Genomic DNA, 24,629 nt, shown 5'->3' on the forward strand with positions numbered 1-24,629 from the left:
CGCTACCGGCGGATCCGACCGTCAGCACTCTCACGCCGACCGGTGAACCGACCCACGGGACTCGTACTCCATCTCCGTCGTCACGGCGTCGGCAGTCTCGGCGCCCCACTCACGCTCGACGAGGTGGACCGCGAGGTCCAGTCCCGAGGTGACGCCGCCAGCGGTGAGGACGTCGCCGTCGTCGACGACGCGGGCGTCGACAACCGCGGCGGCCGTCTCGCGCAGGTCGTCGAGTGCGCCGCGGTGGGTGACGGCAGGGCGTCCGTCCAGCACGCCGGCACGGGCGAGGAGCATCCCGCCGGTGCAGACCCCCGCGATAGTCGCCCCTCGCTCGTGAGCGGCCGCGATGGCGTCGGGCAGGTCACCCCGGTCGGCCTCCGTGCGTGCGCCCGCATCGCTCCCGTCGTTCCACCCGCCGCCCGGAACCACGAGGAGGTCCGGGTCAGTGTCGGCGAGTGGCCCGTCTACGTCGACTGTGAGGCCGTGGCTGGCGGTGACCGTCGACTGGTCATCGACCGTCCGGAGCGTCACGTCCCACGTCGCACCGAACCGGATGGCGTTCTCGAACACCTCGTAGGGGCCGATTGCGTCCAGTTCGTCGAAGCCGTCGTAACAGACGATTGCGACCGTCTCCATACCGGATGGACGAGGCCGGCGGCCAAAGCCGTGTGGGACAGCGAACCACACTATCCCCACGCTCTTTGTCGTCGCCGGCGAGACGTCTCGTATGTCCCACCCGTTCCACATCGTCGACGTGTTCGCCCGCGAGCGCTACGCCGGCAACCAGTTGGCCGTCGTCACCGACGCCGGCGACCGCTCGACGGAGACGATGCAAGCCATCGCCAGCGAGATGGACTACTCCGAAACGACGTTCGTCACCGGACCACCCGAAAACGGCGCGTGGCCGGTGCGCATCTTCACGCCCAATAGCGAGATTCCGTTCGCCGGCCATCCGACGCTGGGGACCGCCCACGTGATTCGAGAGCACCTCGCCGACGACCGACCGGCGACGGTGACGCTCGACCTCGGCGTGGGCGAGGTGCCGGTCGAGGCGCGGGAGGACGGGACGCTGTGGATGACGCAGCGGACCCCGGAGTTCGGCGATCGACTCGACCACGCCGCGCTGGCCGAGGTGCTGGGCCTGCCGCGGGAGGCGCTCGACGACCGCTGGCCCGTGCGGGTGGTCTCGACCGGCCTGCCGACCATCGTCGTCCCGCTGACCGACCGCGAGGCGCTGACGAGCATCGACCTCGACCGCGCGGCCTACGACCGGGTGACCGGCGACCGCGAGGCAAAGAACGTGCTGGCGTTCGCGCCCGACGCACGGCGCGAGGAGAACGACCTCGCGGACCGCGTGTTCGCGCCGTTCTACGACGTGCCCGAAGACCCGGCGACTGGCTCCTCGAACGGCTGTCTCGCCGCGTACCTCGCTCGCACCGAGTACCGCGGCAGCCCCGTCGTCGACGTTCGGGTCGAACAGGGCTACGAGATGGGGCGGCCGTCGCTCCTCTCCCTCCACGCCGACGCGAGCGCGGGCGACGACGTTCACGTCGCGGTCGGCGGGGGCGTGGTGCCGGTGGCGACCGGCGAGTTGCTCGACCCGTAGTCACGACACGCGCGAGACGCCGACCGGGGCGGCCAGATGTCGCGGTCAGTTGAGCCACGGATTGTCGACCGTCTCGAACCGGTGGCCACAAGACGGGCATTCGACGAGTTGCGGCCCGTCGCTGGCGCTCACGACCGGGAAGCGGTGGCTCCACGTCAGGTGCCCACACTCGGGACAGCGGCGGACGACGGGCGGAATCATGGCGAAGTCGGGCCGTAGACTGTGTGGCCGTACGCTCCGGCCGTGCAAGTCGTTGGCGGGCGACGCCCGCTGTCGCTCGCGACGCTCACCGCTCCGTCGAGGGTCTTCGCTTCGCTCAGGCTCTCGCTACTGCTCGCGGCTACCGCCGCTCGCAATCCGAGGTTCTTCACTGCGTTCGGAACCTCGCTACTCCGCGGTTCCCTGCGGTCCCCGCTCCGTCGAGGGTCTTCGCTTCGCTCAGACCCTCGCTACTCACGGCTCACTGCGTTCCCCGTTCGTCTTCCGGGATTCCTCGCTGTACTCGGACTCCCGCTACTGCTCGCGGCTACCGCCGCTCGCAACCCGAGGCCCCTCGTTTCACTCGGCGCCTCGCTACTCGTGCCCGTACACTGCCACCGGCTCGTACGGTTCTTCGAGGTAGGCCACGTCCGACGCCGAGAGGTCGATATCCAGCGCTTCGACGGCGGCCTCCAGATGCTCGATGCTGGAGGTGCCGACGATGGGCGTGGTGACGTCGTCGTTCTGGAACTGCCACGCCAGCGCGATTTGGGCCATCGTCACGCCGTAGTCGGCCGCGAGTTCCTGTACGCGCTCGTTTATCTCCTCACTGCCCGGTCCCTCGGCGTATGGCACCTCGGCCTCCTCGCTCTCGTGGACGCCGCGGGTCGTCGACTCGAACTCCTCGTGGGGGCGTGTGAGGTAGCCCGCGCCGAGCGGGCTCCACGGCATGACGCCGACGTTCTCCCGGTCACAGAGCGGGTACATCTCGCGTTCCTCCTCGCGGTAGGCCAGATGGTAGAGGTCCTGCATCGTCTCGAAACGCGCCAGTCCCTCCCGCTCACTGACGTGGAGCGCGCGCTGGAACTGGTGGGCCCACATCGAGGAGGCACCGACGTGACGGACCTGCCCGCGGCGGACGGCATCGTCCAGCGCCCGCAGCGTCGTCTCGATGGGCGTATCGTAGTCCCAGCGGTGGATCTGGTAGAGGTCGACGGTGTCCATCCCCAACCGGTCGAGCGAGTTCGACAGTTCCTGCTCGATGGTCTTCCGGGAGAGACCGCGGGCGTTTCGGTGGTCGCTCGCGCCGGGAAACCGGACCTTCGTGGCGACGACCTGCTCGTCGCGGTCGTAGTCGGCGAGGACGTCGCCGAGAATCTGCTCGCTCTCGCCGGCCGAGTAGACGTTCGCGGTGTCGAAGAAGTTCACACCCAGTTCGATGGCGCGCTCTAACAGGTCGCGGCTCTCGTCTTCGTCCAGCATCCACTCGCGGTCGCTTCCGAAGCTCATACAGCCGAGACAGATTTTACTGACTTCGATACCGGTCGAGCCGAGCGTCGTGTACTCCATGGGCGGAGCAACGGCCGGGCACTCAAAACAGTTCGGGCGGTCCGTGCCCGTCTGTTCCGGTTAGCGGTAGCAGTGTCAGAACGTCCCGGTGCTCTCGGCACCGCGACGCGCTACGCGCTTTGCGTGGGCCGTCGTCGGGTCGCTGAGAGTGCGGCCGCACAGCCGGCCCGTTCGAGCAGCCAGCCTCTGGAGGCGTTCCGACTGTCTGCATCGCGCTGCTCCGTGGCGTCCCGTCACTACACACCGCCCGCCGCTCGGTCCGTCGGTCAGCCAGTGCCGGCCACCGCTGCTATGCGACGGCCGGTGGAACTCGATGGCCACCCCGCTGCCACCTTTTTCCACCTCGGGTGGCCGTCGGCCACCACTCGGCGCAAAAACGTGGGCGAAAAAGCGCGAATCGCACAACGATTCGCGTGCGTGCGCCCTCAGACCCGGTGGAACTCGATGGCCGCGCCCTGTCCGAACCCGACACACTCCGTCGCGAGACCGAGTTCGGCGTCGCGTTTCTGCATCTCGTGGACGAGCGTCACCGGCAGGCGGGCGCCCGACGCGCCGAGGGGGTGACCGATGGCGATGGCACCGCCGTTGACGTTGTAGATATCGTCGTCGAAGCCCAGTTCACGCTGGCAGTACAGGCACTGGGAGGCGAAGGCCTCGTTCAGTTCGACGAGGTCGTAGGCGCCGGTGTCACGGCCGGTGCGCTCGGCCAGTTGACGCACCGCGGGGACCGGGCCGATGCCCATCACCGTCGGGTCGACGCCGGCCACCTCGTGGGCACCGATTTCGGCCATCACGTCGAGGCCGCGTTCCTCGGCGAACTCGCGAGAGGTGACCAGCAGGCCGGCCGCGCCGTCCGAGACTTGGGAGGCGTTGCCCGGCGTGACCGTCCCGTCGGACTTGAACACCGTCGGCAGGCCGGCGAGCGTCTCTACGTCGGTGTCCCGGCGGATGCCCTCGTCCTCCTCGACGCGGCCCTCGTCCGTGCCGATGGGGACGAGTTCGTCGTCGAATCGCCCCGAATCGGTCGCCTCGGCGGCGCGCTGGTGGCTTCTGACGGCGTACTCGTCCTGTTCGCGCCGAGCGACGTCCTTCTCCTCGGCGACCTTCTCGGCGGTCATCCCCATCTGGAGTTCGCCGATGTTGTAGAGTTCGGCGAGTCGCGGGTGGACGTTGTGGGTGTTCTCGCCCATCGGCACGCGGGACATCGACTCGACGCCACCGGCGATGAGCACGTCACGCTGGCCGGCCGCGACGGCGTCGGCGGCCCGCATCAGCGCCTCCGCGGAAGAGGCACACCAGCGGTTGATAGTCGACGCCGGAACGCTCTCGCCGAGGTCCGACAGCAGGGCGATGACCCGAGCCACGTTGTTACCCTGCTCGCCGCGTTGCTGGGCACACCCCCAGAGCAGGTCGTCGACCTCGTCGCTCTCGACGCCGGTACTCGCGAGCAACTGGTTGACGAGCGGAACCGAGAGGTCCTCGCTACGTACGCCCGCGAGTGCGCCGTCCTCTTTCCCTTGTGGCGTCCGGACCGCATCTACGATGACCGGTGTCGGCATGGACAGGACAACGACATGGGCCGTGTTAAAAGCTCACAAACTCGGGACCGCGGGGCCCGAGTTGTCTCCCGTTCAGGCCGAGGACTCGTCGGCGTCGAATCCCGGCGGCAGACCGGTGTGTTTGATGCCCGCCCAGTCGTCGGCGGTGAATCGGTAGACGACGACTGCTTCGGATTCGCGGGCCGCCTCGAACACGTCCGGCCGCCACGCCGTCTCGAGGACGTCTCGTATCGCCTCCCACCGCGGCTCTGGGACGCGCTCTACGGTCCCCGTCAACAGGACGCTCTCCCAGTTGAAGGCGGACTGGGCGGCGTAGGTCAGGAACCGAACCGTCTCGGCTCGCTCTATCAACGTGCGCTTCCGGCTATCGGGGCCGCCGACGAACGTGAAGTACAGCGTCGACGCCCCGTCGTAGCCGAATGACATCGGCACGACGTAGGGCGCGTCGTCGGCGGGAAGCGCCAGGACGCCCATCCGCTGGGTCGAGACGAAGTCGTGCATCTCCTCGTCACTCATCTTCGTCAGACCGTACTGCTCCATGTCCTCAATTGTCATGGAATTGTAAATTCGTCGCTCCGGAACATAAGCGTTCGCCGGCTAATGGCGGGTGTTTTGTCGTGGAGCGACGACCAGACGGTCAGTAGGCCACCGAGCGGTCGGCATCTGCCGGTCGATGCCGGTGGACCGACTGTGTCGCCGCCGGCGCTTCGAGTCACTTATCCCGGTCGCGTGGCAACGTAGGTGGGAATGAGCAACCCGGAACTGGACGTCGTCGAGTTCCTGTTGACGACAGCCATCTATAGCGAGCGACAGGACCTCGACCCAGACGACCTGCCCCCGGCCTACCGGGCGGTGTTCTGGAGCGACGGTGATATCGAGCGACCGCTGTCGGCGACGAACACGACTGCGAGCGAAGCGACCGGCGTCGAACGGCCGTGGAGCGCCGTCTCGGGCCTGATGTTTACCGACCGCGACGACTTCTCCGGAGCCATCTCCTTCACCGATCAGGAGATGGCCGAGGAGTGGTACATCGAGCGAGTCGACGCCGACCGTCTCGAACGCAACCCCGTGCTCGTAGCGGCCTTCGGCAACGAGTTCGACCTGGACTACGAGACGGCACGCGCCACGAACCGCCCCGCGCGCGCCGATCGCGCGTTCATCGATGCGATGCTGGAGGAGGCGTTCGACAGCGACGACGAGGACGACGAGGAGATGCTGGACCTCGTCGACGTGCGCGCCCCCGCCGAGGTCGAGACGACGCTGAACGACCTCGTGCTGACGCCCGACCAGGAGGGCGAGATCCAGAAGATAGTGAAGGCCATCGAGCACCGAGACTACCTCGCCCAGATCGGTCTGCGCGAAATCGGGAAACTGCTGTTCGTCGGCCCGCCGGGCACCGGCAAGACCAGCGTCGCACGGGCGCTCGCCCACGACTTGGACCTCCCGTTCGTCGAGGTGAAACTGTCGATGATTACGAGCCAGTACCTCGGCGAGACGGCCAAAAACGTCGAGAAGGTGTTCGAGGTGGCCAAACGGCTCTCGCCGTGTATCCTCTTTATGGACGAGTTCGACTTCGTCGCGAAGACGCGGTCGTCTGACGAACACGCCGCGATCAAACGCGCCGTCAACACCCTGCTGAAGAGCATCGACGAGATCTCGCTGATTCAGGACGAGGTGTTGCTCATCGGCGCGACCAACCACCCCGACCAACTCGACGCGGCGGCGTGGCGGCGCTTCGACGAAATCGTCAACTTCCCCAAACCCGACCGCAGCATGCGTGCGGACATCCTCCGCATCGTCACCCGGGAGATGGACATCACCGACTTCGACCCGGACACGCTTGCAGAACTCACCGAGGGGCTGACCGGGAGTGACCTCCGGATGGTGCTCCGCGAGGCGGTGTTAGAGGCTCTGACCGAGGAGCGCACGACGCTCACGCAGGCGGACCTCGAAGACGCCATCAAGGACTTCGAGGAGCGTGACAACCTGAAGAACATGGACATGATAGACGGAGACCACGACGCCCTCGTCGCCGGCGGGGACTTCTCCGAGGACGCCGACGCAGCGAGCGACGGCGGCCACAGCCACGACCACGACCACGACCACTGATCGGTCAGGTCTCGGGCAGGCGACGGACGATGACCACGTCGTAGGCCGCGTCGGTGCTGATGCGGCCGGCGACGCTGCCGAGCGTCGTGACGAGTCGACCGGCGTTGGCCGACCCGACGAACACCATCGACGCGTCGTTGTGCCGTGCGAACTTCCGTATCGGCTTTGCGATGCGGTTCCCGGTCGCCTCCCTGACGCAGGTCTCGTACTCGAACGCCGCGTCGGGCGCGATGTCGTGGACCGAGCGCTCCAGTGACGCGGCGATGGCCTCGAGGTCGAACGGTTCCTCGGGACCGAGCCATCCCGCCTCCCGGGCGTAGTCGACGTTGTTGTTCGGGACGACGGAGATCACGAGGACGTCCTCCTCGAGGGCGTCGGCGAACTCACGGGCGCGGACGAGGGCCGCGCGAGCGTGCGTCGAGTCGTCGAACGGAACGACGAATGTCATACTGCATCCGTCGTCACGGAGCCGTATAGTTCGTTAGTTCGGCACGGAAAGTGAGTACACGCCACTCCCGCCGTAGTGGCGATCCCATCGGCGAGACAGACATTTATGCCGCTCGGTGTCATTTGACACACTCATGGGAGACGACGTGTTCACAGACACCGACGAGACGGCCGACGACTGGGTCGACGTCCGCATGACCGACCCCGAAGAGGGCGAGTGGGACATCGACGTGGTCGTCGCCGAGGGGCAGGTGGAGTTCGTCGACTTGCGTATCCGGCCGGCCCTGCTCTCGGGGTTCATCGAGTGTCTCGTCGACGACGTGGCCGAGGCACGAGCGAAGACGATTATCGCCGACGCCGCCAATCGGCACGGACTGGACCCCGGGGATTTCGTGGCCGAGGAGTAGAAAGGGTCGTCGCGGTCGACACGTCCCCGCCTCGTGCGTCAGCGTCCAGGCGAGACGTCCTCGTCTGGTGTCAACGCCCGGTCGAGACGCTGGTCGACTCGCTGGCCGTCTCGCCGGCGGCGTCGCGCACCGTCACCGTGACGGTGTACGTCTCGCCGGCGCCCTTCTTTATCGACGCCACGAGCGACCCGCCGGCACTGCTGCCGGCGACGGACTGCGTGACCGACTCCACGGTCCGACCGCCGCCGTCACGCACCGTCACCGTGACCGAGTCGAGGTCACCGTCGACGTCGCTCACGCGCCAGTCGACGTCGAGTTCGACGTGGGGGTTCGGCGGACTGGTGTCGCGGGCCGACAGCGAGTCGACGGCCGGCGGCGACGCCGCGCGGTCGGTACCGAACGTCCGGACTGCACCGGTGTCGCTCGCGCCGCCCGGCGTCGTGACGACGGCACGGTACTCGTAGTCGGTGCCCGGTGACAGACCGGAGAGTGACACCGCGAACGGCCCGGCGTTGGTGTGCGTCTCGTTGGGCGCGGCCGTCCACGCGTCCGTGCCGGCCTGTCGGTACTGCACGGTGACGGTAGCCTCGTCGGCCCCGCCGAGACTGGTGAGGTTGCCACCGACCGTGGCCGTCGTCTCGCCGACGCTCGACGCCGCACCGGTGGTGACGGCGGGGTCGGAGATGGTCGTCACCGTTCGGACGGCGCCGCGGTCGCCGTCGCCGTCGGTGGTGCTGGCGATGGCGCGGTACTCGTAGGTCGTCCCGGGCGACAGCGCACCCACCGTGGCCGAGAACGTGCCGTCGGAGGCCAGCGTCGCGTCGGCACGGTCCCAGTTCTCGGCGCCAATCTGCCGGTACTCGAAGGCGACGACCTCGGGACTAGCGCCGCCGAAGTCGGCTATCTCGCCGGTGAGCGTCGCGTTCGTCCGGGTGACGTCGGTCGCCGCGCCGGTCAGGACACGCACCGGGTCGTCGGTCCGGAACGTCGACCGGGCGCTGAGCGCCTCGTCGCCGTCGGCGGCGCGGATAGTCACCCGATACTCGTAGTCGGTGGCCGCCGAGAGGCCAGCGACCTGTTCGGCGACCGGTCCGGTGGTCCCTATCTGCCGTTCGTCGGTGTACGTCCAGCTATCGGCCGACTGCGGCTTGTACTCGAACTGAACGAGCGCCGCCGTCGCCCCGCCGAGGTCCGTGACGTTCGCCCGGAGCGTCGCGGCGCTCTCGTTGACGCCCGTGGCCCCTGTCGCGACCACGTCGGGGCGGTCGCGGAGCGTCGTGAACGTCCGCACGTCGCCGGTTGCGACCGATCCGTTGGCCGTCGCCGCGGCGTAGTACTCGTACTCGGTCTCCGGGTGGAGGTCCGTCAGTTCGACGTACTGCAGGCCCGTCGTCGTCACGTTAGTGACCCGTTCACGTTGCCAGTCGCTGGTCCCGTTGGGTCGATAGTAGACACTGACGGTCGCCGTCTCGTCGTCCGGCAACCGTGTCACGTTTGCCCCGGTGACCATCGACGTCTCGGAGAGCGGGTCCGCCCACGCAGTCTGTACGGCGAGGTCGTCTGTGCTCGTCGCGGCCGCCGCCGTCGTCACGCCGGCCCCAGCGGCCACGAGACCGACGGTGAGCAGGAGTGCGACCACGACTGTGCGCGCTCCAGTTGCTGTGTGCTGTTGCATCGAACTCTCGTTCACAGTTATTCGATATAAAATTTTCATCGGTGCTGTAACGTCGAAGATGGGTTTCCGGGCGGGGTTCCGAGGCGCGACCTTTTTCCACGGCAGTCACGGAGTGTGACGCGATGGAGGTCACGCTGCTGGGCACCGGCGACACGACGGGCACGCCGACGGTCGACTGCGACTGTGAGACCTGCGAGCGCGCCCACGACCCCGGCCCGGAACTTCGCGAGCGACTGCGCGAGCGAGGCGTCGACCCGAGCGAGGGCGTCGAGCGCTCTCGCTTCTCGGTGTACGTCCGGAACGAGGAGACCGGCGAGTCCCTCCTCGTGGACGCCAGTCCGGACTTCCGCCACCAGTTTCTCACGCAGGACGTGGGACTCCCCGACGCGGCCATCGTCACGCACGTCCACTTCGACCATCTGGACGGATTGGGCAACGCCTACCGCCTGTTCGACGACCTCCCGGTGTACGCCGCCGACGAGACGGACCCGGTCACCGGCGAGAGCGTCGCCGAGGGGATACGGAGTCGCTACGACTACCTCGACACCGTCTCCGTCCACCCGCAGACGCCCCACGAACCGTTCACCGTCGCCGGGCTGGAGGTGACGCTCGTGCCCGTCGAACACCCGCCGCTGCTGTGTTACGGCCTCCGCATCGAGGAACCGGAGAGCGGCGCGGTGCTTTCCATCTCGGGGGACACCTGCTACGAGATTCCCGACCGCTCGAAGGCCGCGCTCTCGGGTGCCGACCTCGCGCTGGTCGAGGGCATCGTCCACGAGGAGGCCTGCGAGTTCCACCCGAAGGGCGGCGCTCACCACGACGAGGACGGCGTGCCGCGGACGTTCGGCACGAAGCACATGACCCTGCCCGGTGCGCGGGACTTCGCCGACGATATCGACGCCGAATCGTACCGCATCGTCCACACGGCCCACTACGTCCCCGCCGACCGGGCGTTCGCCGACGACATCGCCGTCGACGGCGAGTGCTTCTCGCTGTGAGGGCGGCCGATTCGGCTACGTGAAAGCGACCGCACACTTTTGTGCGGTGGAATCACACACGACAGCATGGACAGGCGTGGTATCGCGGAGACCGTCGGGGCGGCGCTGGTCAGCGGCGGCCTCGCCGTCGTCGGGTTGTGGCTGTTCGCCGACTACGTCGACTGGGTCCTCGTCGTCGGCCTCGTCGCCTGCGTCGCCATCGCCACGGCCGCGAACTACCGCGCCCGGACCGGCCACGCCGAGAACGTCGCGGCGGAGGCCCCGGCGGAGACAGCCGACAACTACGAGGGCCACACACAGACCGCGGCCGGCGACGGCGGGACCGTCTCCGACGACTGGACCCGCGACGGCCCGGCCGACGCCGAGAACGACCGTGTCCAGTAAGTACGGGCGACGCTATCGGTCGCTGTGGACCGCACGTGGCCGTATCCGCTGGTGGGCGGGCTAGTGGCGTTTCTCGTCTCGGTGAGCGGCGACCTCCTCGCGACCGGCGAGGTGGCGTGGGCGGTTGAACGCCGTCGTCGCCTGCGTCATCGTGCTGGCCGTCGACCACCAGATTCGCGTGAACCACAGTCGTATCTGATCAGCCGAACCGGTCGAGCCCCGTCTGTCGCCGCCGCGTCCCCGCCGGATCGGGGTCCCACGGCGTGCGCTCGGCCCGGAGCGCCTCGCCGTCGACGGTCGGCGCGTCGGCCTTCTCGTGTCCCTCGCAGTCGGGGCCGCACTCCTCGCTCGCCCGAACGGGACGGTCCTTCCACGTACAGTGGGGGATTCCGTCCGCATCGGGCGAGCAGTTCGCACACGGCGGATAGTCGAAGCTCCGCCACCCCTTTCCGTAGGCGCGCTCGGCGAGTCGGGTCCGGGCGCTGGCCTTCTCGGCGGCCGAGACGACGCGCACGTCCGCCCGGAGCGGCTTTCGCTCTCGGAGTTCGACGCCCGCCTCGTCGGTCGGAAGGTCGGTCGCCTCGCGGACGATCTCGCGGTCGCCCGTCTCGGGATCGAATCGCCAGACGCCGACTTCATCGGGGATGCGGTTGAGGTGGGCGCGCGTGACGTAGTCGGCCGTCGCCAGCACGACCCGGTCGACGAGCGCCAGCGAGACGTCGGTTCGCAACTGCGTCTGGAGGTCACCCGGCCGGTCGAGGTCCGGTTTGTTCTCGATAGCGGTGATGCCCTCGATCCAGTCTGGGTAGCGGGCGGTCTGGCGGACGTAGGTGCGCCCGCCGTGTCGCTCGCGCTCGAAGAAGCCCCGCTCTATCGCCAGTTCGGTCGCCCGCTCGGCGCGGTCGGGGTGACAGTCGAAGGCGTCCTTCCAGTAGCGCGCCCGCCCCGGACCCACGTCGGCCTCGATAGCGGTCGTCGGGAGACGCTCGGGCGTGATGGCGGCCCGCCGAGAGACGGCGTCGGTCGGGTGGACGACGACGGTATCGAGGACTCGTCGACCGTGGACGTGGCCGCCTAGCTGCCGGCTGACGAGGTGGCCCTCGCGTTCGAGGGCCGCACACAGCGCCAGTTCGAAGCCGAACTCCCGCACGGGCAGAGACAGGGGCGAGAGCGATAAAAGGGGCGCGCTCAACGCCGTCATCGTCGAGTCCCCCGTGGCTTCCCATGGGGCTTCCGCCCGCGCTACGTCGGCTGTCCCACCGGTTCGGGACGCCGTCGGCATGGCCGCCCAGCGGATGGTCGAGATTCACACGGTGTGTGCATCGACGGCGCCCCGGAGAACGCCAGTGCGTCGCCGACGATGTGAGAAGGGGGTCCTTTCAGGTCGTGAAGTCGTCACCGAGCGTTTATTACGGCACAGAGAATCGGTCGGAGTGTATGGGGCTGGTGACAGCAGATGGGAACGGGGAGAGACGTGAGTGAGCGCCGGTACCGGGTGCTCGTCGTCGACGACGACCCGATGGTCGCGACGCTCGTCGCCGAGTACCTCGAACACCTCGACGGCGACCTGTCGGTGACCTACACGACTGCACCGACGACGGCCTTAGAGCGACTGGACGACTCGTTCGACTGCGTCGTGACCGACTACGAGATGCCGGTGATGGACGGCGTGACGCTGGTAGAACAGACCGACGTCGACGTCGGGGCCGTCCTGTACACGGCGACCGACGAGAGCGGCGTCGCGACGGCCGCGAAATCGGTCGGCGCAGCGTACATGCGAAAGCGGTCGAACACCGACCACTACGTCGACCTCGCCGAACTGGTCCGAAAACAGGCCGCGACGTAGCGCCGCCGAGCGAACCGTACACGCGACACGCGGAGTCGCGGATCCGGGCATCTGCCGCCCACGACCCGCAAACAGTAGGTTTATCAGTCGCACGCGGCGAATCTCCACCAAGATTACTCTCGAAATGACATCGAACAAACAACCGGAGGTGAACATCGGACTCGTCGGGCACGTCGATCACGGGAAGACGACCCTGGTACAGGCGCTGTCCGGCGAATGGACCGACCAGCACTCCGAGGAGATGAAGCGCGGTATCTCTATCCGGCTCGGCTACGCCGACGCCACGTTCCGGCGCTGTCCCGAGGAGGACGAACCGGACGCCTTCACGGTCGACGAACGCTGTGAAGAACACGACGTAGACACCGACTACCTCCGGACGGTGTCGTTCGTCGACGCCCCCGGTCACGAGACGCTGATGGCGACGATGCTTTCGGGTGCGGCCATCATGGACGGCGCCGTCCTCGTCGTCTCCGCGACCGAACCCGTCCCGCAGGCCCAGACCGAAGAGCACCTGAGCGCGCTCGACATCATCGGCATCGACAACATCGTCATCGCCCAGAACAAGGTCGACCTCGTCGACGAGGAACGGGCGATGCAAAACTACGAGCAGATACAGGAGTTCGTCGAGGGGACCGTCGCCGAAGACGCTCCCATCGTCCCCATCAGCGCCCAGCAGGAGGCCAACATCGACCTCCTCATCGACGCCATCGAGCGCGAGATTCCGACCCCCGAGCGGGACCCCGAAGCCGACGCCCGCATGATGGTCGCACGCTCGTTCGACATCAACCGCCCCGGCACCACGTGGGAGGACCTCCTCGGTGGGGTGCTGGGTGGGTCGCTCGTGCAGGGGAAACTCGAAGCCGACGACGAGGTCGAACTGCGCCCCGGCCGTGAAGTCGAGGAAGGCGGCAAGACCGAGTGGCGCCCCGTCACCACGGACGTCCGCTCGCTACAGGCCGGCGGCGACTTCGTCGACGAAGTCACGCCCGGCGGACTGCTGGGCGTCGGGACCGGACTCGACCCTGCCATCACCAAAGGTGACGCGTTGGCCGGTCAGGTCGCCGGGCCGCCCGGCAGTCTCCCGCCGACCCACGAGCAGTTCACGATGGACGTGGACTTACTCGAACGCATCGTCGGCGACGACGGCGGCGAAGTCGAGGAGATATCGACCGGCGAACCGCTGATGCTCACCATCGGCACCGCAACCACCGTCGGGTCGGTCACCAGCGCCCGCGACGGCGAGTGTGAACTCGCCCTCAAACGGCCGGTGTGTGCCGAAGCCGGTGCGAAGATAGCTATCAACCGCCGTGTCGGGGCCCGATGGCGACTCATCGGCGTCGGCACGCTGCGTGGATGATCGTCCTGGATACGAACGCGCTCATGATGCCGGTCGAATGTAACGTCCGCGTGTTCGAGGAACTCGACAGGGTGGTTTCGGACACGCCCGAGACGGACCGCGACTACGTCGTCCCCGAAGCGGTCCGCGAAGAACTGGAGAAACTCGCCGACGGCGCCGGTGCGGAGGCGACGGCCGCTGGCGTCGGACGGGACCTCCTCGAACGGTGTTCGGTCGTCGATACCGAGGCCGACTACGCCGACGACGCCGTCCTCGAACTCGCGACGCGACCGGAGACGACACACGCGGTGACGAACGACAAACCCCTCAAACGCCGCCTGCTCGGCGCAAGCGTTCCAGTAATTAGTTTAAGGGGCCAGAACAAACTCGGTATCACTCAACCATAATATGTACAAACGGGTACGCCTACGCGATACGGTCGAAGTGCCGCCACGCCACCTCGCGGACGTCAGTCCGGGGATGGTCAAGAAGCTCCTGCAGGACAAACTGGAGGGCCGGATGGACGAAGACGTCGGCAGCGTCGTCTCCGTCATCGAGGTCCACGACATCGGCGACGGTGCCGTCCTGCCCAACAAACCCGGCGTCTACTACGAGGCCGAGTTCGACGCACTCACCTTCGACCCGCAGATGCAGGAAGTGGTCGACGGGGAAGTCGTCGAAGTCGTCAACTTCGGAGCCTTCGTCGGCATCGGGCCGGTCGACGGCCTGCTGCACGTCTCCCAGATCTCCGACGAGTATCTGGCTTACGACGAGGAGAACCAGCAACTCGCCTCCCGGGAGTCCAACCGGACGCTCACCGTCGGCGACGCCGTCCGGGCCCGCATCGTCACGAAGAGCATCGACGAGCGCAACCCCCGCGATTCGAAAATCGGCCTCACGGCCAAACAGGTGGGGCTGGGCAAACACGGCTGGCTACAGGAAGAGCGCGAGAAACGAGAGAGTACGGCGGAAGTCGGTGATAGCTGATGGCCGACCGACTCGTCTGCCGCGACTGCCACCGGGTGCAAAGCGCCGAGATAGAGAGCCAGTGCGAGGCCTGCGGTGGGACCTCGCTCACCGAGGACTGGGCCGGCTACGTCGTCATCGCCCACCCCGAGAAGTCCGAAATCGCCCGCGAGATGGAAGTGACCGAACCGGGCCAGTACGCGCTGAAAGTCCGCTAACGTGTCCGACGTCGTTCTCAAACTCCCCGACGCGTTGCGTGCGGACCTCAAAGAGCCGATGGGGCGGTTGTACACCGACTCGGCGGCGTTACTGGCCGATGCAGGCGACCCGCTCGTCGCCGTCGGCGACATCGTCACGTACCACCTGTTAGAGGCGGGCCGCGTCCCCGACGTCGCCCTCGTCGACGAACGGACCAAGCGGTCGGCCGTCGACGCGGCTGTCAGCGCCGCTATCGAGGGATTCGACCGTCGCGTCTCCGTCTCGAACCCGGCGGCGACGCTCACCCGCGCGTTGCTCGTCGCGATGCGTGACGCGCTCGACGGCGACGGGACGACGCTCGTAGACGTCGACGGCGAAGAGGATTTGGCCGCGCTGCCGGCCGTCCTCGCGATACCCGACGGCGGGAGTGTCGTCTACGGCCAACCCGACGAGGGGATGGTGCTCGTCATGCCGGACGACGCGACACGCGAGCGAGTGCGGTCGCTACTCGACCGGATGGACGGCGACACAGAAGCGGCACTCGAGGCGATCCGGTAGCTACTCCGGTCGCGGGACGCTGAGGTTCTGCATCTGTTCGTCACATCGGTCGCAGGTCACTGTCGAGCGGTCGCTACAGAGGCGCTTGCCACAGGACGGACACTCGAACAGCTTCTCGTCCTCGTCACAGGGGGCAGGGTCTGACCATCGAGGCATCTGTGTGCCTGTATGGCCAGTCTGATAGCTTAAGCGTTGTTACCACGTCACAATAGTGAACGCGCGTCCAAGAAAACTGGACGGTCGGTCACTCCAGCACGTGGACGTGACGGACGAGCGACCGGTGGACCCGACGTTCGAACCGGCGAGCGACGGTCCAACCGGCGTCGCGGGCGGCGTCGCTCCAGTCCCGGTCGGCGACCAGCACACAGCGCGGTGCGATGCGGTGGGCCTCGGCGAGCGCACCGGAAACGAGGGGGCGCAGTTCCCCCTCGATGCGCGACTGTCGGCCGTAGGGTGCATCGAAGACGACGGCGTCCGCGACGTCGTCGGTGAGCGGCAATCTGGCCGCATCCGAGCGACAGACGTCCCAGCGGCCGGCCTCGGGATAGGCCGTGCGGTCGGGATGCCCGTCGCCGTCCAGCGCGTACGCGAGGTTCTGTCGGGTCCCCCGGACCATCTTTTCCTGTGCGTCGCCGCCGACGACGCGCGCGCCGACTAGTCCCGCCTCCAGTAAGATGCCGCCGGTCCCACACATCGGGTCGACGACGGTGGCGCCGGGCCGCGCACCGGCGATGTTGACCAGCGCGCGGGCTTCTAGCGGGTCCATGCTCCCCGGCTGAAAGAACGGACGGTTCGTGGGCTGGCGGTCGCCGAAGTCCCGGACGCTGGCGATGTGTTCCCACCCGAGCGCACAGCACGCCTCGCCCGCGTCAGGGCCTCCCGCGTCGCCGTTCCGCCACGAGGACGCATCCTCGCCACCGCCCGATTCCTCGTCGCCCGCCGGGTCGGCGAAGTATGCATACAGCGTGTGGTCGGGGTCGTCTAAATCGACGGCGAATCCGCGGTCGGTGAGGACGCCGCCCAGCGTCCGTTCCGCTCGCTGGGTGTCGATACCCGTACTCGCCCGCACGTCGACGGCCCGCACCGCGACGGTCCCCTCGCGGTCGACGGTCGCGGCCTCGAGCAGTGCGTGCGCGCTCTCGACGGTCGGGTCACTCGTCCCCACCAGTTCACAGACCCGGTGGGTGAACGCGAGGTGTCGCGCGCGCGCCGTGACGCCGCGCGCGGTAGCGAGGCCCGGCGCGAGGACGGCGACGTCGCTCGCCGCGCCCGCGGCCTCCCGGCGCGCGAAGGGGTCGTCCTGTCCGCCTAGTTCGAGGACGTACACGCCGGTATCGTGCGTCCGTGCCGGTAATAGCGTGCCGGTCGCCGGCCGTCACGCGACCCTATTTGGCCCGAAGTGATCAGCTCATCGACGTTTTAGCTGTGCGACCTGTCAGTCGATGCCATGAACCTTTATAAGCCTTAAATACGTGATTTAAATCGAGACATGGTTGACCCCAAGGAGACCATCAACATCGAAAACGTCGTCGCCTCGACCGGTATCGGCCAGGAGCTCGACCTTCAGAGCGTGGCGATGGACCTCGAGGGTGCCGACTACGACCCCGAGCAGTTCCCCGGACTCGTCTACCGCACGCAGGACCCCAAATCCGCGGCGCTCATCTTCCGTTCGGGCAAGATCGTCTGTACAGGCGCGAAGTCGACGGACGACGTCCACCAGAGTCTGCGTATCGTCTTCGACAAGCTCCGCGACCTGAACATTCAGGTCGACGACGACCCCGAGATCGTCGTCCAGAACATCGTCACGTCCGCGGACCTCGGTCGAAACCTCAACCTCAACGCCATCGCCATCGGCCTCGGGTTGGAGAACATCGAGTACGAACCGGAGCAGTTCCCCGGTCTCGTCTACCGCCTCGACGAACCGGACGTCGTCGCGCTCCTCTTTGGCTCCGGGAAACTCGTCATCACCGGCGGGAAAAAACCCGAGGACGCAGAGGAGGCCGTCGACAAGATCGTCTCCCGCCTCGAGGAACTCGGCCTCCTCGACTAGGGACCCGACCCGCCGTGGGGCCGCCCACGCACTCGGGAACACAACGCATTAGCGCCGCCGCGACCAACCGCAGGTATGCTCCAGGCCGGTACGCCGAGTCTGACTGGCGGCGGCGTCCTCGCCGTCGTCGTCACCCTGTTGCTCACCTGGCTGTTCTACGCCGTCACGCTCCATCTGGCAGCGACGTTCTTCATCGGTGACGTCCCGAGCCAACTGGCCGCGAAAGCCGCCATCGTCCCCACCGTCGTCTCCCTCCTGCTCCAGCGGTGGGGCGTCGAGTCGGGCCTCGTCTCGCCCAGCCTCGGCGTCCTCGTCGTCGTCGCCGCGACGTTGCTGGCCGACGGCATCGCCATCAGTTCCGTGTATCGGCTGTCGACCCGGTCGACCGCGCCGCTGGTCGCGCTGCACTTCGCCTTCGCGGCGGTGCTCGGGTTCGCGCTGAACAACATCTTCGGACTGGTGTAATGGAGGACAACGACCGCGCCATCGTGACGTTCACCGGACTGGCACACGGACTGGTCCATACCTACGAACTCTCTATCCCCATCTTCGTCGTCGTCTGGCTCACCGAGTTCCCGGTGACGACGGCACTGCTCGGAACGGTGGTGGCCGTCGGCTACGGGCTGTTCGGTGCGGGCGCCCTGCCCGGGGGTGTCCTCGCGGACCGCTACGGCTCGAACCTGCTCGTGACGGCCTGTCTGGTCGGGATGGGAGCCGCCTTCCTCCTGTTGAGCGTCGCCCCGGGCGTCCTCACCATCGCCCTCGCGCTGGGGTTGTGGGGGCTGGCGGCCAGCGTCTACCACCCCGCAGGGCTGGCGCTCATCTCCACCGGCGTCGAGGAACGCGGCACCGGCTTCGCCTACCACGGGATGGCCGGCAACGCCGGCATCGCGCTGGGGCCGCTCCTGACCGCGCTCCTCCTGCTCGCGTTCGACTGGCGCGTCGTCGCCGCCCTGCTCGTCGTCCCGGCCGTCGGGGCTGTGGCGTACGCGCTCACCGCGGAGTTCGACGAGACGGCGGCGGTCAGCACCGACGGCGGCGAGGCGAGTGACGGCGACGACGGCCCGCCGGCCTCCGTCGGCGAGTTCCTCGCGGACAGTCGCGCCCTCTTCACCACGGGCTTCGCCCTCGCGATGCTCGTCGTGACGACGAACGGGCTGTTCTACCGCGGGACGCTGACGTTCCTGCCGGACGTCCTCGGCGGCTTCCTCCCGCCCGTCACCGAGTTCGTGCGGGTGTTCGAACCCGGGAGCCCGCTGGCCGAGGAGTTCGACCTCGCCTTCTACCTGTACTCGGGCCTGCTGACCGTCGGCATCGCCGGCCAGTACGTCGGCGGGAAACTCACCGACCGCATCGAGACGACGACCGGACTCGCGGCGGTGTTCGGCGGCCTCGCCGTCGTCGCCCTGCTGTTCGTCCCCGCCGCCGAAGCGGGGCTGGCACCGCTGCTCGCGGTGAGCGTCCTGCTGGGCTTCCTGCTCTTTACGCTCCAGCCGCTGTATCAGGCCACCATCGCCGAGTACAGCCCGCCCGGCGACCGGGGGCTCTCCTACGGCTACACCTACCTGACGAACTTCGGCGTCGGCGCCGCCGGCGCGGCGATTTCTGGGTATCTCCTCTCGGCCGTCGGCGTGAGCGGCACCTTCCTCGGACTGGCCGTGTTCCCCGCGCTGGGACTCGTGTTCGCGGTGACGCTCTGGCGACTCGACGCGTAGGGGCGGCCAAACAGTTTTCAGCGCCAGCCACCGGGTTCGTCTATGGACAGCCAGCCGAATCTGGACCGCTTTACCTCCCGTCGGTCGACGGCCTACGGGACCCGCGGCGTCGTCGCGACGAGCCAACCGCTCGCCGCCGAGGCGGGAATCGAGGTCCTGCGCGAGGGCGGCAACGCCTTCGACGCGGCGGTAGCGACGGCGGCGACGCTGAACGTCGTCGAACCGATGAGCACGGGGCTAGGCGGGGACGCCTTCGCGCTCTACCGCACCGCCGAGGGCGACGTGGGGGCGATGCGGGCCTGCGGCGGCGCGCCCGACGCCGCGACGCTGGAGACGGTGCGGGAGCGCGTCGCCGACCACGAGGGGTGTGCCCCGGCAGACGCCGAGATGCCCGACCGCGGCCCGCTGACGGTGACGGTGCCCGGCGCGCCCCGCGGCTGGGAGGCCACCGTCGAGCGGTTCGGGCGCCTCTCGATGGACGCCGTCCTCGACGACGCCGTCCACTACGCCACCGAGGGGTTCCCGGTGAGCGAAGTCATCGCTTCGGCGTGGGCGCTCTGTGAACCGGAACTGCGCAACGACGCGGCCCGCGAGCAGTACCTCGTGGACGGCGAACGGGCACCCGAAGTGGGCGAGCAGATGCGCCTGCCCGAACTGGGCGAGACGCTCGAAACGCTGGCTAAGGAAGGGGCCGGCCCGTTCTACGAGGGCGACATCGCCGACGCCATCGCGGAGACGGTCCAGTCCGCGGGCGGCCTCCTCGAACGCTCGGACCTCGCCGGGTTCGAGGTGGAGTTCCCCGACCCCGTCTCGACCACCTACGGCGGCGTCGAGGTGTACGAACTCCCGCCGAACAATCAGGGCCTCGTCGCGCTGGAGGCGCTGAACGTCGCCGAGGCCGTCGGCGTCCCCGAGACCGACGACCCCGTCGAACGAACCCACCTGCTTGCGGAGGCGACGAAACTCGCCTTCACCGACGGCCACCACTACATCACCGACCCGGCGTACGAGGACGTGCCGCCGCTGGAGTCGAAACAGTGGGCCGAGCGGCGGGCCGAAGAAGTCGGGTCGGAGGCCATCGAGAACGCAGAAGTGGGCATGGTCGACTCGCCGGCCGAGGACGCCGACACCGTCCTGCTGACCGTCGCCGACGGCGCGGGCAACGTCGTCTCCTTCATCAACTCGCTGTTCAACGGGTTCGGGAGCGGCCTCGTGGCGGGCGAGACGGGCCTCACGCTCCAGAACCGCGGGGCGTCGTTCTCACTGGACGCCGACCATCCGAACCGCCTCGAACCGGGCAAGCGGCCGTTCCACACCCTGATTCCGGGCCTCGCGCGCTTCGGCGAGGACGACTGGGCGGCCTTCGGCGTCATGGGCGGGTACATGCAACCACAGGGCCACGTGCAGGTCCTCTCGAACCTGCTGGACCGCGAGATGCCGTTGCAGGCGGCGCTGGACGAACCGCGCTGGCGCTACTGCGAGGACGGGACGCTGGCGACGGAGGCCCGCTTCGACGAGGACGTGACCGCGAAACTCGTCCGCCGGGGGCACGAGGTGCGCGTGGACGTGCCGCTGTACTTCGGCGGCGCACAGATAGCGCGCTACGAGGACGGGACCCTGTCGGGGGCGACCGAACCGCGGAAGGACGGCACCGTCGACGTGTTCTGAGAGAAAAGCTACGTCACTCGACGAGGCGCTCGATCTCGGTGACGAGGACGTCGCTCGCACCCACACTCTTGAGGTCGTTGATCGTCTCGAAGACGGCCGACTCCTCGACGACGGCGTGGACGGCCACGTCGTCGGACCCGGCGATGTCCATCACCGTCGGCCCGCCCATCCCCGGTAGGACCTCCTTCACGTCGTCTAAGGCCTCCTCGGGCGCGTTCATCATCAGGTACCGTTTGTCCTCCGCAGAGAGGACCGACCCCAGCGCCATGTCGACCTGCTGGACCTTCTCGGCGTCTGCGGTGTCCTCACGGGCGAACAGGCGGACGGAACTCTGGAGTACCTCGGCGACGATTTCGAGGCGGTTCATCCGCAGGGTCGTCCCGGTCGAGGTGATGTCGACGATGCCGTCGGCGATGTCGACGTGCGGAGTCAGTTCTGTCGCCCCCGACACCTCGGCGATGTCCACCTCGACGCCCTGTTCCTCGAAGAAGCGGCGGGTGATGTTCGGGAACTCCGTGGCGACGCGGCCGCCCTCGAAGTCGGCGACGGAGGTGACGCTGTCGTCGTCCTCGGGCGCCGCGAGGACGAGGCGACAGCGGCCGAAGTCGAGGTCACGCAGGTCCACGAGGTCGACGCCGGCCTCTCGCACTTGGTCGAGTCCGGTGATACCCACGTCGGCGGCGCCGTCGGCGACGTACTCGGGGATGTCTGCGGCGCGGGCATAGAGGACGGTCACGTCGGGGTCGACCGTCTGGGCGTACAGTTGTCTGTCGGCCCCGTCGACGAGGTGGAGGCCGGCCCGTTCGAGTAGTTCGACGCTCGGGTCGTGCAGGCGGCCCTTGTTGGGGACGGCGATGCGCATACCCTGACTGTGCGGCGGCGGGCCAACTGTCTTTCCCTCGCGGGTCACGCTCGGTGGGGAAGCGCGAGGTAGGCCAGCGCCGCCAGTGCGGTGAGGCCGGCCATCAGGTAGAACGCGACGTCGAACAGACCGCCGTCGGCCAGTAGCCCGACGAGCGTCGACCCGAGCGACCCGACGGCGAAGAAGGCGGAGCGAAGCAAGCCCCACCCGGTCCCCTGTACGTCGTCGGGGAGGACGTCGACGATGTAGGCGTTCGATAGCGGGCCGGCGCTCATGCGGATACCGATTGCGGCCGCGCCGGCCGCGAGTGCGAGTTCGCCGTGCAGTCGGGGGAGCAGCGCCAGCGGCACCGCGCTCACGAGCGCCACGGCGGTCAACACCGGCGGCGACCCGTAGCGGTCCGCGAGGCGGCCGGTCACGGATTGGGAGATGGCACCGCCGACGAACAGCACCGAGAGAACGCCCCCGGCGGTGCTCTGGTCGAGCGTCTTCACCGTCACGAGATACGTCGTCAGAAAGGCCGTCGCCGCCTGAAACACGAACAGCATGACCGTCGCGCCGACGACGGCCAGCAGGAGGCCGCGGTTTCGGATCCCGGCGAGGGCGGCCCGCAGGTCCTCGCGGAGGCGGCGTCCGTCCGTCGCCGTCGGTCGGTCCGAGACGGAGAGCCAGAGCGCGAGCGCCACGACGACGAAGACGGGAGCGACGCCGCCCAGCGCGATTCGCCACCCGTACCGAGCGGTGGCGACGCTGGCGACGAACGGGAGCGCGGCGGCACCGATAGAGCCGGCGGCCATCACCGCGCCGAAGGCGGTCCCCTCGTTCGCGTCGAACGTCCGCGAGAGGACCGTCCCGCGGGTCGGGCCGTACAGTCCGGTTCCGAGACCGAAGGCGGCCGTCGCCAGCAGGAAGAGGGCGTACGTCGCCGAGACGAAGTACGCGAGCAGCCCCGCCCCCGAGAGGAGGGCCGCGGCGACCAGCAGGGTGCGCTCGCCGACGCGGTCGATGAGCGCCCCCGTCGGGAACTGCATCGCGGCGTAGGTGAGCCACAGCACCGTCACCGCCAGCCCCGCCGCCGCGTTCGAGAGGCCGAACTCCTCGGTGATGGTCGGCAGGACCGCCGGGACGACGAAGCGCATCCCGAGGACGAGGAACCACCCGGCCGCGACGGCGCCGAGCAACCGTCCGGGGTGGCCCTCCCGCAGGTCGCGGACGGTGCGCCGAACGGCGTCGGTGACGGCCATCGGAGTACCGAAGGCAGGCGCTCGACCGGTATGACGGTAACGGAAGGGGCCACCGCGGACCCGGCCGAACTAAGAGCGGGGCCACCCAACCGCCGGTCATGAGCGAACTCCTCGTGAGCGGTGGACGGGTCCTCCGTCCGGACCTGACAGTCGAACGCGCCGACGTCCTCGTCGACCAGAGCGCTGGCGAGATACTGGCCGTCGAGGCCCCCGGCGAACTGTCGGGCGACGACGAACTCGACGCCAGCGGCGGCCTCGTCATCCCGGGACTGGTCAACGCCCACACCCACGTCGCGATGACCCTGCTTCGGGGCTACGCCGACGACAAGCCGCTTGACGCGTGGTTACAGGAGGACATCTGGCCCGTCGAGGCCGAACTCACGCCCGAGGACGTCCGCGTCGGCGCGGAACTGGGTCTCGTCGAGATGGTGAAGTCGGGCACGACGGCCCTCTCGGACATGTACTTCCACGTCGACGAGATAGCCGCGGCCGTCGAGGAGGCGGGCGTCCGGGCCGTCCTCGGCCACACCGCAGTCACCGTCGGCAAGGACGACGAGGGCGCTCGCGCCGATATGCAGGAGAGTCTGGACGTGGCCCGCGAACTCGACGGCGCGGCCGACGGGCGCATCACGACCACGTTCCAGCCTCACAGCCTCACGACCGTCGGCGAGGAGTACCTGCGGGAGTTCGTCCCCGAGGCCGTCGAGGCGGGCCTGCCGATGCACCTCCACGCCAACGAGACGACCGACGAGGTCGACCCTATCGTCGAGGAACACGGCGTGCGACCGCTCGAATACGCCGACGACGTGGGGCTACTCGGCGAGGACACGTTCCTCGCCCACTGCGTCCACGTCGACGAGACCGAAATCGGCCTGCTGGCCGAGACGGGCACCGGCGCGGTCCACTGCCCGGCCTCGAACATGAAACTCGCCAGCGGGATGGCACCGGTCCAGCGGCTGCTAGACGGCGGCGTCACGGTCGGTCTGGGTACCGACGGGGCGGCCTCGAACAACGACCTCGACATGTTCGGCGAGATGCGCGACGCGGCGATGCTCGGGAAACTGGCCGCCGAGGACGCCAGCGCCGTCGCCGCCGAGACGGTCGTACAGATGGCGACGGCCAACGGCGCCGATCTGCTGGGCTTCGACAGCGGCCGCATCGAAGCCGGCGCGAACGCCGACCTCGCGGTCGTCGACCTCGAAACGCCCCACCTCACCCCGGCCCACGACCTCGTCTCGCATCTGGCCTACGCCGCTCGCGGCAGCGACGTGCGCCACACCGTCTGTGACGGCGCGGTGTTGCTGCGCGAACGAGAGGTGCAGGTGTTCGACGAGGAGTCGGTCCGACAGCGTGCGAGCGAGCACGCGGCGGCACTCGTCGACCGAGCCGGAGACGATTAAACGTTCAGAGCGGTTCGTGAATCGTATGCGGCGTTCTGCGGCCGTGTATTCGG

Annotated in this window: 28 protein-coding genes; 16 read left to right on the plus strand and 12 right to left on the minus strand. The window is 68.3% G+C overall.

What is annotated here, in order from left to right:
- Positions 1-30 precede the first annotated feature (30 nt).
- Positions 31-636: a DJ-1/PfpI family protein gene (locus tag NDI85_RS13650; protein ID WP_310916104.1), complete on the minus strand. Its 606-nt coding sequence runs from the start codon at positions 634-636 to the stop codon at positions 31-33.
- A gap of 91 nt (positions 637-727) precedes the next feature.
- Between NDI85_RS13650 and NDI85_RS13655 the strand changes: the two genes are divergently transcribed.
- Entirely contained in the window at positions 728-1,606 is an 879-nt protein-coding gene (locus tag NDI85_RS13655; RefSeq protein ID WP_189001515.1) for a PhzF family phenazine biosynthesis protein, read from the plus strand.
- A 45-nt stretch (positions 1,607-1,651) separates the two neighbouring features.
- Here NDI85_RS13655 and NDI85_RS13660 read toward each other — a convergent pair whose 3' ends face one another.
- The 4 genes from NDI85_RS13660 to NDI85_RS13675 form a co-directional block, all read right to left on the minus strand.
- On the minus strand, positions 1,652-1,807 hold the full coding sequence (locus NDI85_RS13660) for a hypothetical protein (protein WP_166967044.1): 156 nt from the start codon (positions 1,805-1,807) through the stop codon (positions 1,652-1,654).
- 372 nt (positions 1,808-2,179) lie between these two features.
- The gene (locus tag NDI85_RS13665; RefSeq protein ID WP_189001517.1) at positions 2,180-3,154 is read right to left on the minus strand and encodes an aldo/keto reductase; all 975 of its coding nucleotides are present in this window, start codon (positions 3,152-3,154) and stop codon (positions 2,180-2,182) included.
- Positions 3,155-3,579: 425 nt separating this feature from the next.
- A complete protein-coding gene (locus tag NDI85_RS13670; protein WP_310916105.1) occupies positions 3,580-4,713 on the minus strand; it encodes a thiolase family protein in 1,134 nt (377 codons plus the stop codon).
- A 72-nt stretch (positions 4,714-4,785) separates the two neighbouring features.
- Positions 4,786-5,268 (minus strand): pyridoxamine 5'-phosphate oxidase family protein, encoded by a 483-nt coding sequence (locus NDI85_RS13675; protein ID WP_310916106.1) that lies wholly within the window; start codon positions 5,266-5,268, stop codon positions 4,786-4,788.
- A 192-nt stretch (positions 5,269-5,460) separates the two neighbouring features.
- On the opposite strand from NDI85_RS13675, the gene NDI85_RS13680 reads away from it, so the two are divergent.
- Positions 5,461-6,822 carry an ATP-binding protein gene (locus NDI85_RS13680; RefSeq protein WP_310916107.1) on the plus strand — a complete coding sequence of 454 codons (1,362 nt, stop codon included), beginning with the start codon at positions 5,461-5,463 and terminating at the stop codon, positions 6,820-6,822.
- Positions 6,823-6,826: 4 nt separating this feature from the next.
- Here NDI85_RS13680 and NDI85_RS13685 read toward each other — a convergent pair whose 3' ends face one another.
- Complete coding sequence (locus NDI85_RS13685) at positions 6,827-7,270, minus strand: universal stress protein (protein ID WP_189001525.1); 444 nt, start codon at positions 7,268-7,270, stop codon at positions 6,827-6,829.
- Between the two features lie 133 nt (positions 7,271-7,403).
- Between NDI85_RS13685 and NDI85_RS13690 the strand changes: the two genes are divergently transcribed.
- A complete protein-coding gene (locus NDI85_RS13690; RefSeq protein WP_189001527.1) occupies positions 7,404-7,676 on the plus strand; it encodes a hypothetical protein in 273 nt (90 codons plus the stop codon).
- 70 nt (positions 7,677-7,746) lie between these two features.
- Here NDI85_RS13690 and NDI85_RS13695 read toward each other — a convergent pair whose 3' ends face one another.
- A complete protein-coding gene (locus NDI85_RS13695; protein ID WP_310916108.1) occupies positions 7,747-9,351 on the minus strand; it encodes a hypothetical protein in 1,605 nt (534 codons plus the stop codon).
- Positions 9,352-9,473: 122 nt separating this feature from the next.
- Between NDI85_RS13695 and NDI85_RS13700 the strand changes: the two genes are divergently transcribed.
- Complete coding sequence (locus tag NDI85_RS13700) at positions 9,474-10,349, plus strand: MBL fold metallo-hydrolase (RefSeq protein ID WP_189001530.1); 876 nt, start codon at positions 9,474-9,476, stop codon at positions 10,347-10,349.
- A 66-nt stretch (positions 10,350-10,415) separates the two neighbouring features.
- On the plus strand, positions 10,416-10,733 hold the full coding sequence (locus tag NDI85_RS13705) for a hypothetical protein (protein WP_310916109.1): 318 nt from the start codon (positions 10,416-10,418) through the stop codon (positions 10,731-10,733).
- Positions 10,734-10,932: 199 nt separating this feature from the next.
- Here the strand turns inward: NDI85_RS13705 and NDI85_RS13710 are convergent, their stop codons facing one another.
- Entirely contained in the window at positions 10,933-11,883 is a 951-nt protein-coding gene (locus tag NDI85_RS13710) for a DUF5787 family protein (RefSeq protein ID WP_310916110.1), read from the minus strand.
- A gap of 306 nt (positions 11,884-12,189) precedes the next feature.
- Between NDI85_RS13710 and NDI85_RS13715 the strand changes: the two genes are divergently transcribed.
- The 6 genes from NDI85_RS13715 to NDI85_RS13740 all read left to right on the plus strand — a co-directional run bounded on the left by NDI85_RS13715 (position 12,190) and on the right by NDI85_RS13740 (position 15,637).
- The gene (locus NDI85_RS13715; RefSeq protein WP_189001537.1) at positions 12,190-12,579 is read left to right on the plus strand and encodes a response regulator; all 390 of its coding nucleotides are present in this window, start codon (positions 12,190-12,192) and stop codon (positions 12,577-12,579) included.
- Positions 12,580-12,703: 124 nt separating this feature from the next.
- Complete coding sequence (locus tag NDI85_RS13720; RefSeq protein ID WP_189001539.1) at positions 12,704-13,936, plus strand: translation initiation factor IF-2 subunit gamma; 1,233 nt, start codon at positions 12,704-12,706, stop codon at positions 13,934-13,936.
- A complete protein-coding gene (locus NDI85_RS13725) occupies positions 13,933-14,322 on the plus strand; it encodes a twitching motility protein PilT (RefSeq protein WP_310916111.1) in 390 nt (129 codons plus the stop codon). The genes NDI85_RS13720 and NDI85_RS13725 overlap by 4 nt, the downstream gene beginning before the upstream one ends.
- 1 nt (position 14,323) lies before the next feature.
- The gene (locus NDI85_RS13730; protein WP_189001542.1) at positions 14,324-14,902 is read left to right on the plus strand and encodes a DNA-directed RNA polymerase; all 579 of its coding nucleotides are present in this window, start codon (positions 14,324-14,326) and stop codon (positions 14,900-14,902) included.
- Positions 14,902-15,099, plus strand: coding sequence for a transcription elongation factor subunit Spt4 (spt4, locus tag NDI85_RS13735; protein ID WP_189001544.1), 198 nt, complete (start codon positions 14,902-14,904; stop codon positions 15,097-15,099). Before NDI85_RS13730 ends, spt4 begins: the two co-directional genes overlap by 1 nt.
- 1 nt (position 15,100) lies before the next feature.
- Positions 15,101-15,637 (plus strand): GTP-dependent dephospho-CoA kinase family protein, encoded by a 537-nt coding sequence (locus NDI85_RS13740; RefSeq protein WP_310916112.1) that lies wholly within the window; start codon positions 15,101-15,103, stop codon positions 15,635-15,637.
- Here the strand turns inward: NDI85_RS13740 and NDI85_RS13745 are convergent, their stop codons facing one another.
- Complete coding sequence (locus NDI85_RS13745) at positions 15,638-15,793, minus strand: rubrerythrin-like domain-containing protein (protein ID WP_166967077.1); 156 nt, start codon at positions 15,791-15,793, stop codon at positions 15,638-15,640. It abuts the gene before it with no gap.
- Positions 15,794-15,881: 88 nt separating this feature from the next.
- Positions 15,882-16,964, minus strand: a complete 1,083-nt coding sequence (locus tag NDI85_RS13750; protein ID WP_310916113.1) for a TIGR01177 family methyltransferase — start codon at positions 16,962-16,964, stop codon at positions 15,882-15,884.
- 162 nt (positions 16,965-17,126) lie between these two features.
- On the opposite strand from NDI85_RS13750, the gene NDI85_RS13755 reads away from it, so the two are divergent.
- The 4 genes from NDI85_RS13755 (at position 17,127) to NDI85_RS13770 (ending at position 21,070) form a co-directional block, all read left to right on the plus strand.
- On the plus strand, positions 17,127-17,687 hold the full coding sequence (locus tag NDI85_RS13755; RefSeq protein ID WP_166967082.1) for a TATA-box-binding protein: 561 nt from the start codon (positions 17,127-17,129) through the stop codon (positions 17,685-17,687).
- 75 nt (positions 17,688-17,762) lie between these two features.
- The gene (locus NDI85_RS13760) at positions 17,763-18,152 is read left to right on the plus strand and encodes a hypothetical protein (RefSeq protein WP_189001550.1); all 390 of its coding nucleotides are present in this window, start codon (positions 17,763-17,765) and stop codon (positions 18,150-18,152) included.
- Positions 18,152-19,402 (plus strand): MFS transporter, encoded by a 1,251-nt coding sequence (locus NDI85_RS13765; RefSeq protein ID WP_189001552.1) that lies wholly within the window; start codon positions 18,152-18,154, stop codon positions 19,400-19,402. The genes NDI85_RS13760 and NDI85_RS13765 overlap by 1 nt, the downstream gene beginning before the upstream one ends.
- Positions 19,403-19,444: 42 nt before the next feature.
- Entirely contained in the window at positions 19,445-21,070 is a 1,626-nt protein-coding gene (locus NDI85_RS13770; protein WP_310916114.1) for a gamma-glutamyltransferase family protein, read from the plus strand.
- A gap of 13 nt (positions 21,071-21,083) precedes the next feature.
- Here NDI85_RS13770 and hisG read toward each other — a convergent pair whose 3' ends face one another.
- On the minus strand, positions 21,084-21,932 hold the full coding sequence (hisG, locus tag NDI85_RS13775) for an ATP phosphoribosyltransferase (protein WP_189001556.1): 849 nt from the start codon (positions 21,930-21,932) through the stop codon (positions 21,084-21,086).
- A 44-nt stretch (positions 21,933-21,976) separates the two neighbouring features.
- Positions 21,977-23,176, minus strand: coding sequence for an MFS transporter (locus NDI85_RS13780; RefSeq protein ID WP_310916115.1), 1,200 nt, complete (start codon positions 23,174-23,176; stop codon positions 21,977-21,979).
- 98 nt (positions 23,177-23,274) lie between these two features.
- Here NDI85_RS13780 and NDI85_RS13785 point away from each other — a divergent pair, with 98 nt between their 5' ends.
- Positions 23,275-24,576: an amidohydrolase gene (locus NDI85_RS13785; protein ID WP_310916116.1), complete on the plus strand. Its 1,302-nt coding sequence runs from the start codon at positions 23,275-23,277 to the stop codon at positions 24,574-24,576.
- The last annotated feature ends 53 nt before the right edge of the window (positions 24,577-24,629 follow it).

The sequence above is a fragment of the Haloarcula sp. S1AR25-4 genome (genome assembly GCF_031624555.1).
GTDB lineage: Archaea > Halobacteriota > Halobacteria > Halobacteriales > Haloarculaceae > Haloarcula > Haloarcula pellucida.

Bases quoted from the DNA above. Each gene is read 5' to 3' on its own strand.
- NDI85_RS13650 (WP_310916104.1), bottom strand. From the start codon at position 636: ATGGAGACGGTCGCAATCGTCTGTTACGACGGCTTCGACGAACTGGAC.
- NDI85_RS13655 (WP_189001515.1), top strand. From the start codon at position 728: ATGTCCCACCCGTTCCACATCGTCGACGTGTTCGCCCGCGAGCGCTAC.
- NDI85_RS13660 (WP_166967044.1), bottom strand. From the start codon at position 1,807: ATGATTCCGCCCGTCGTCCGCCGCTGTCCCGAGTGTGGGCACCTGACG.
- NDI85_RS13665 (WP_189001517.1), bottom strand. From the start codon at position 3,154: ATGGAGTACACGACGCTCGGCTCGACCGGTATCGAAGTCAGTAAAATC.
- NDI85_RS13670 (WP_310916105.1), bottom strand. From the start codon at position 4,713: ATGCCGACACCGGTCATCGTAGATGCGGTCCGGACGCCACAAGGGAAA.
- NDI85_RS13675 (WP_310916106.1), bottom strand. From the start codon at position 5,268: ATGACAATTGAGGACATGGAGCAGTACGGTCTGACGAAGATGAGTGAC.
- NDI85_RS13680 (WP_310916107.1), top strand. From the start codon at position 5,461: ATGAGCAACCCGGAACTGGACGTCGTCGAGTTCCTGTTGACGACAGCC.
- NDI85_RS13685 (WP_189001525.1), bottom strand. From the start codon at position 7,270: ATGACATTCGTCGTTCCGTTCGACGACTCGACGCACGCTCGCGCGGCC.
- NDI85_RS13690 (WP_189001527.1), top strand. From the start codon at position 7,404: ATGGGAGACGACGTGTTCACAGACACCGACGAGACGGCCGACGACTGG.
- NDI85_RS13695 (WP_310916108.1), bottom strand. From the start codon at position 9,351: ATGCAACAGCACACAGCAACTGGAGCGCGCACAGTCGTGGTCGCACTC.
- NDI85_RS13700 (WP_189001530.1), top strand. From the start codon at position 9,474: ATGGAGGTCACGCTGCTGGGCACCGGCGACACGACGGGCACGCCGACG.
- NDI85_RS13705 (WP_310916109.1), top strand. From the start codon at position 10,416: ATGGACAGGCGTGGTATCGCGGAGACCGTCGGGGCGGCGCTGGTCAGC.
- NDI85_RS13715 (WP_189001537.1), top strand. From the start codon at position 12,190: ATGGGAACGGGGAGAGACGTGAGTGAGCGCCGGTACCGGGTGCTCGTC.
- NDI85_RS13720 (WP_189001539.1), top strand. From the start codon at position 12,704: ATGACATCGAACAAACAACCGGAGGTGAACATCGGACTCGTCGGGCAC.
- NDI85_RS13725 (WP_310916111.1), top strand. From the start codon at position 13,933: ATGATCGTCCTGGATACGAACGCGCTCATGATGCCGGTCGAATGTAAC.
- NDI85_RS13730 (WP_189001542.1), top strand. From the start codon at position 14,324: ATGTACAAACGGGTACGCCTACGCGATACGGTCGAAGTGCCGCCACGC.
- spt4 (WP_189001544.1), top strand. From the start codon at position 14,902: ATGGCCGACCGACTCGTCTGCCGCGACTGCCACCGGGTGCAAAGCGCC.
- NDI85_RS13745 (WP_166967077.1), bottom strand. From the start codon at position 15,793: ATGCCTCGATGGTCAGACCCTGCCCCCTGTGACGAGGACGAGAAGCTG.
- NDI85_RS13755 (WP_166967082.1), top strand. From the start codon at position 17,127: ATGGTTGACCCCAAGGAGACCATCAACATCGAAAACGTCGTCGCCTCG.
- NDI85_RS13760 (WP_189001550.1), top strand. From the start codon at position 17,763: ATGCTCCAGGCCGGTACGCCGAGTCTGACTGGCGGCGGCGTCCTCGCC.
- NDI85_RS13765 (WP_189001552.1), top strand. From the start codon at position 18,152: ATGGAGGACAACGACCGCGCCATCGTGACGTTCACCGGACTGGCACAC.
- NDI85_RS13770 (WP_310916114.1), top strand. From the start codon at position 19,445: ATGGACAGCCAGCCGAATCTGGACCGCTTTACCTCCCGTCGGTCGACG.
- hisG (WP_189001556.1), bottom strand. From the start codon at position 21,932: ATGCGCATCGCCGTCCCCAACAAGGGCCGCCTGCACGACCCGAGCGTC.
- NDI85_RS13780 (WP_310916115.1), bottom strand. From the start codon at position 23,176: ATGGCCGTCACCGACGCCGTTCGGCGCACCGTCCGCGACCTGCGGGAG.
- NDI85_RS13785 (WP_310916116.1), top strand. From the start codon at position 23,275: ATGAGCGAACTCCTCGTGAGCGGTGGACGGGTCCTCCGTCCGGACCTG.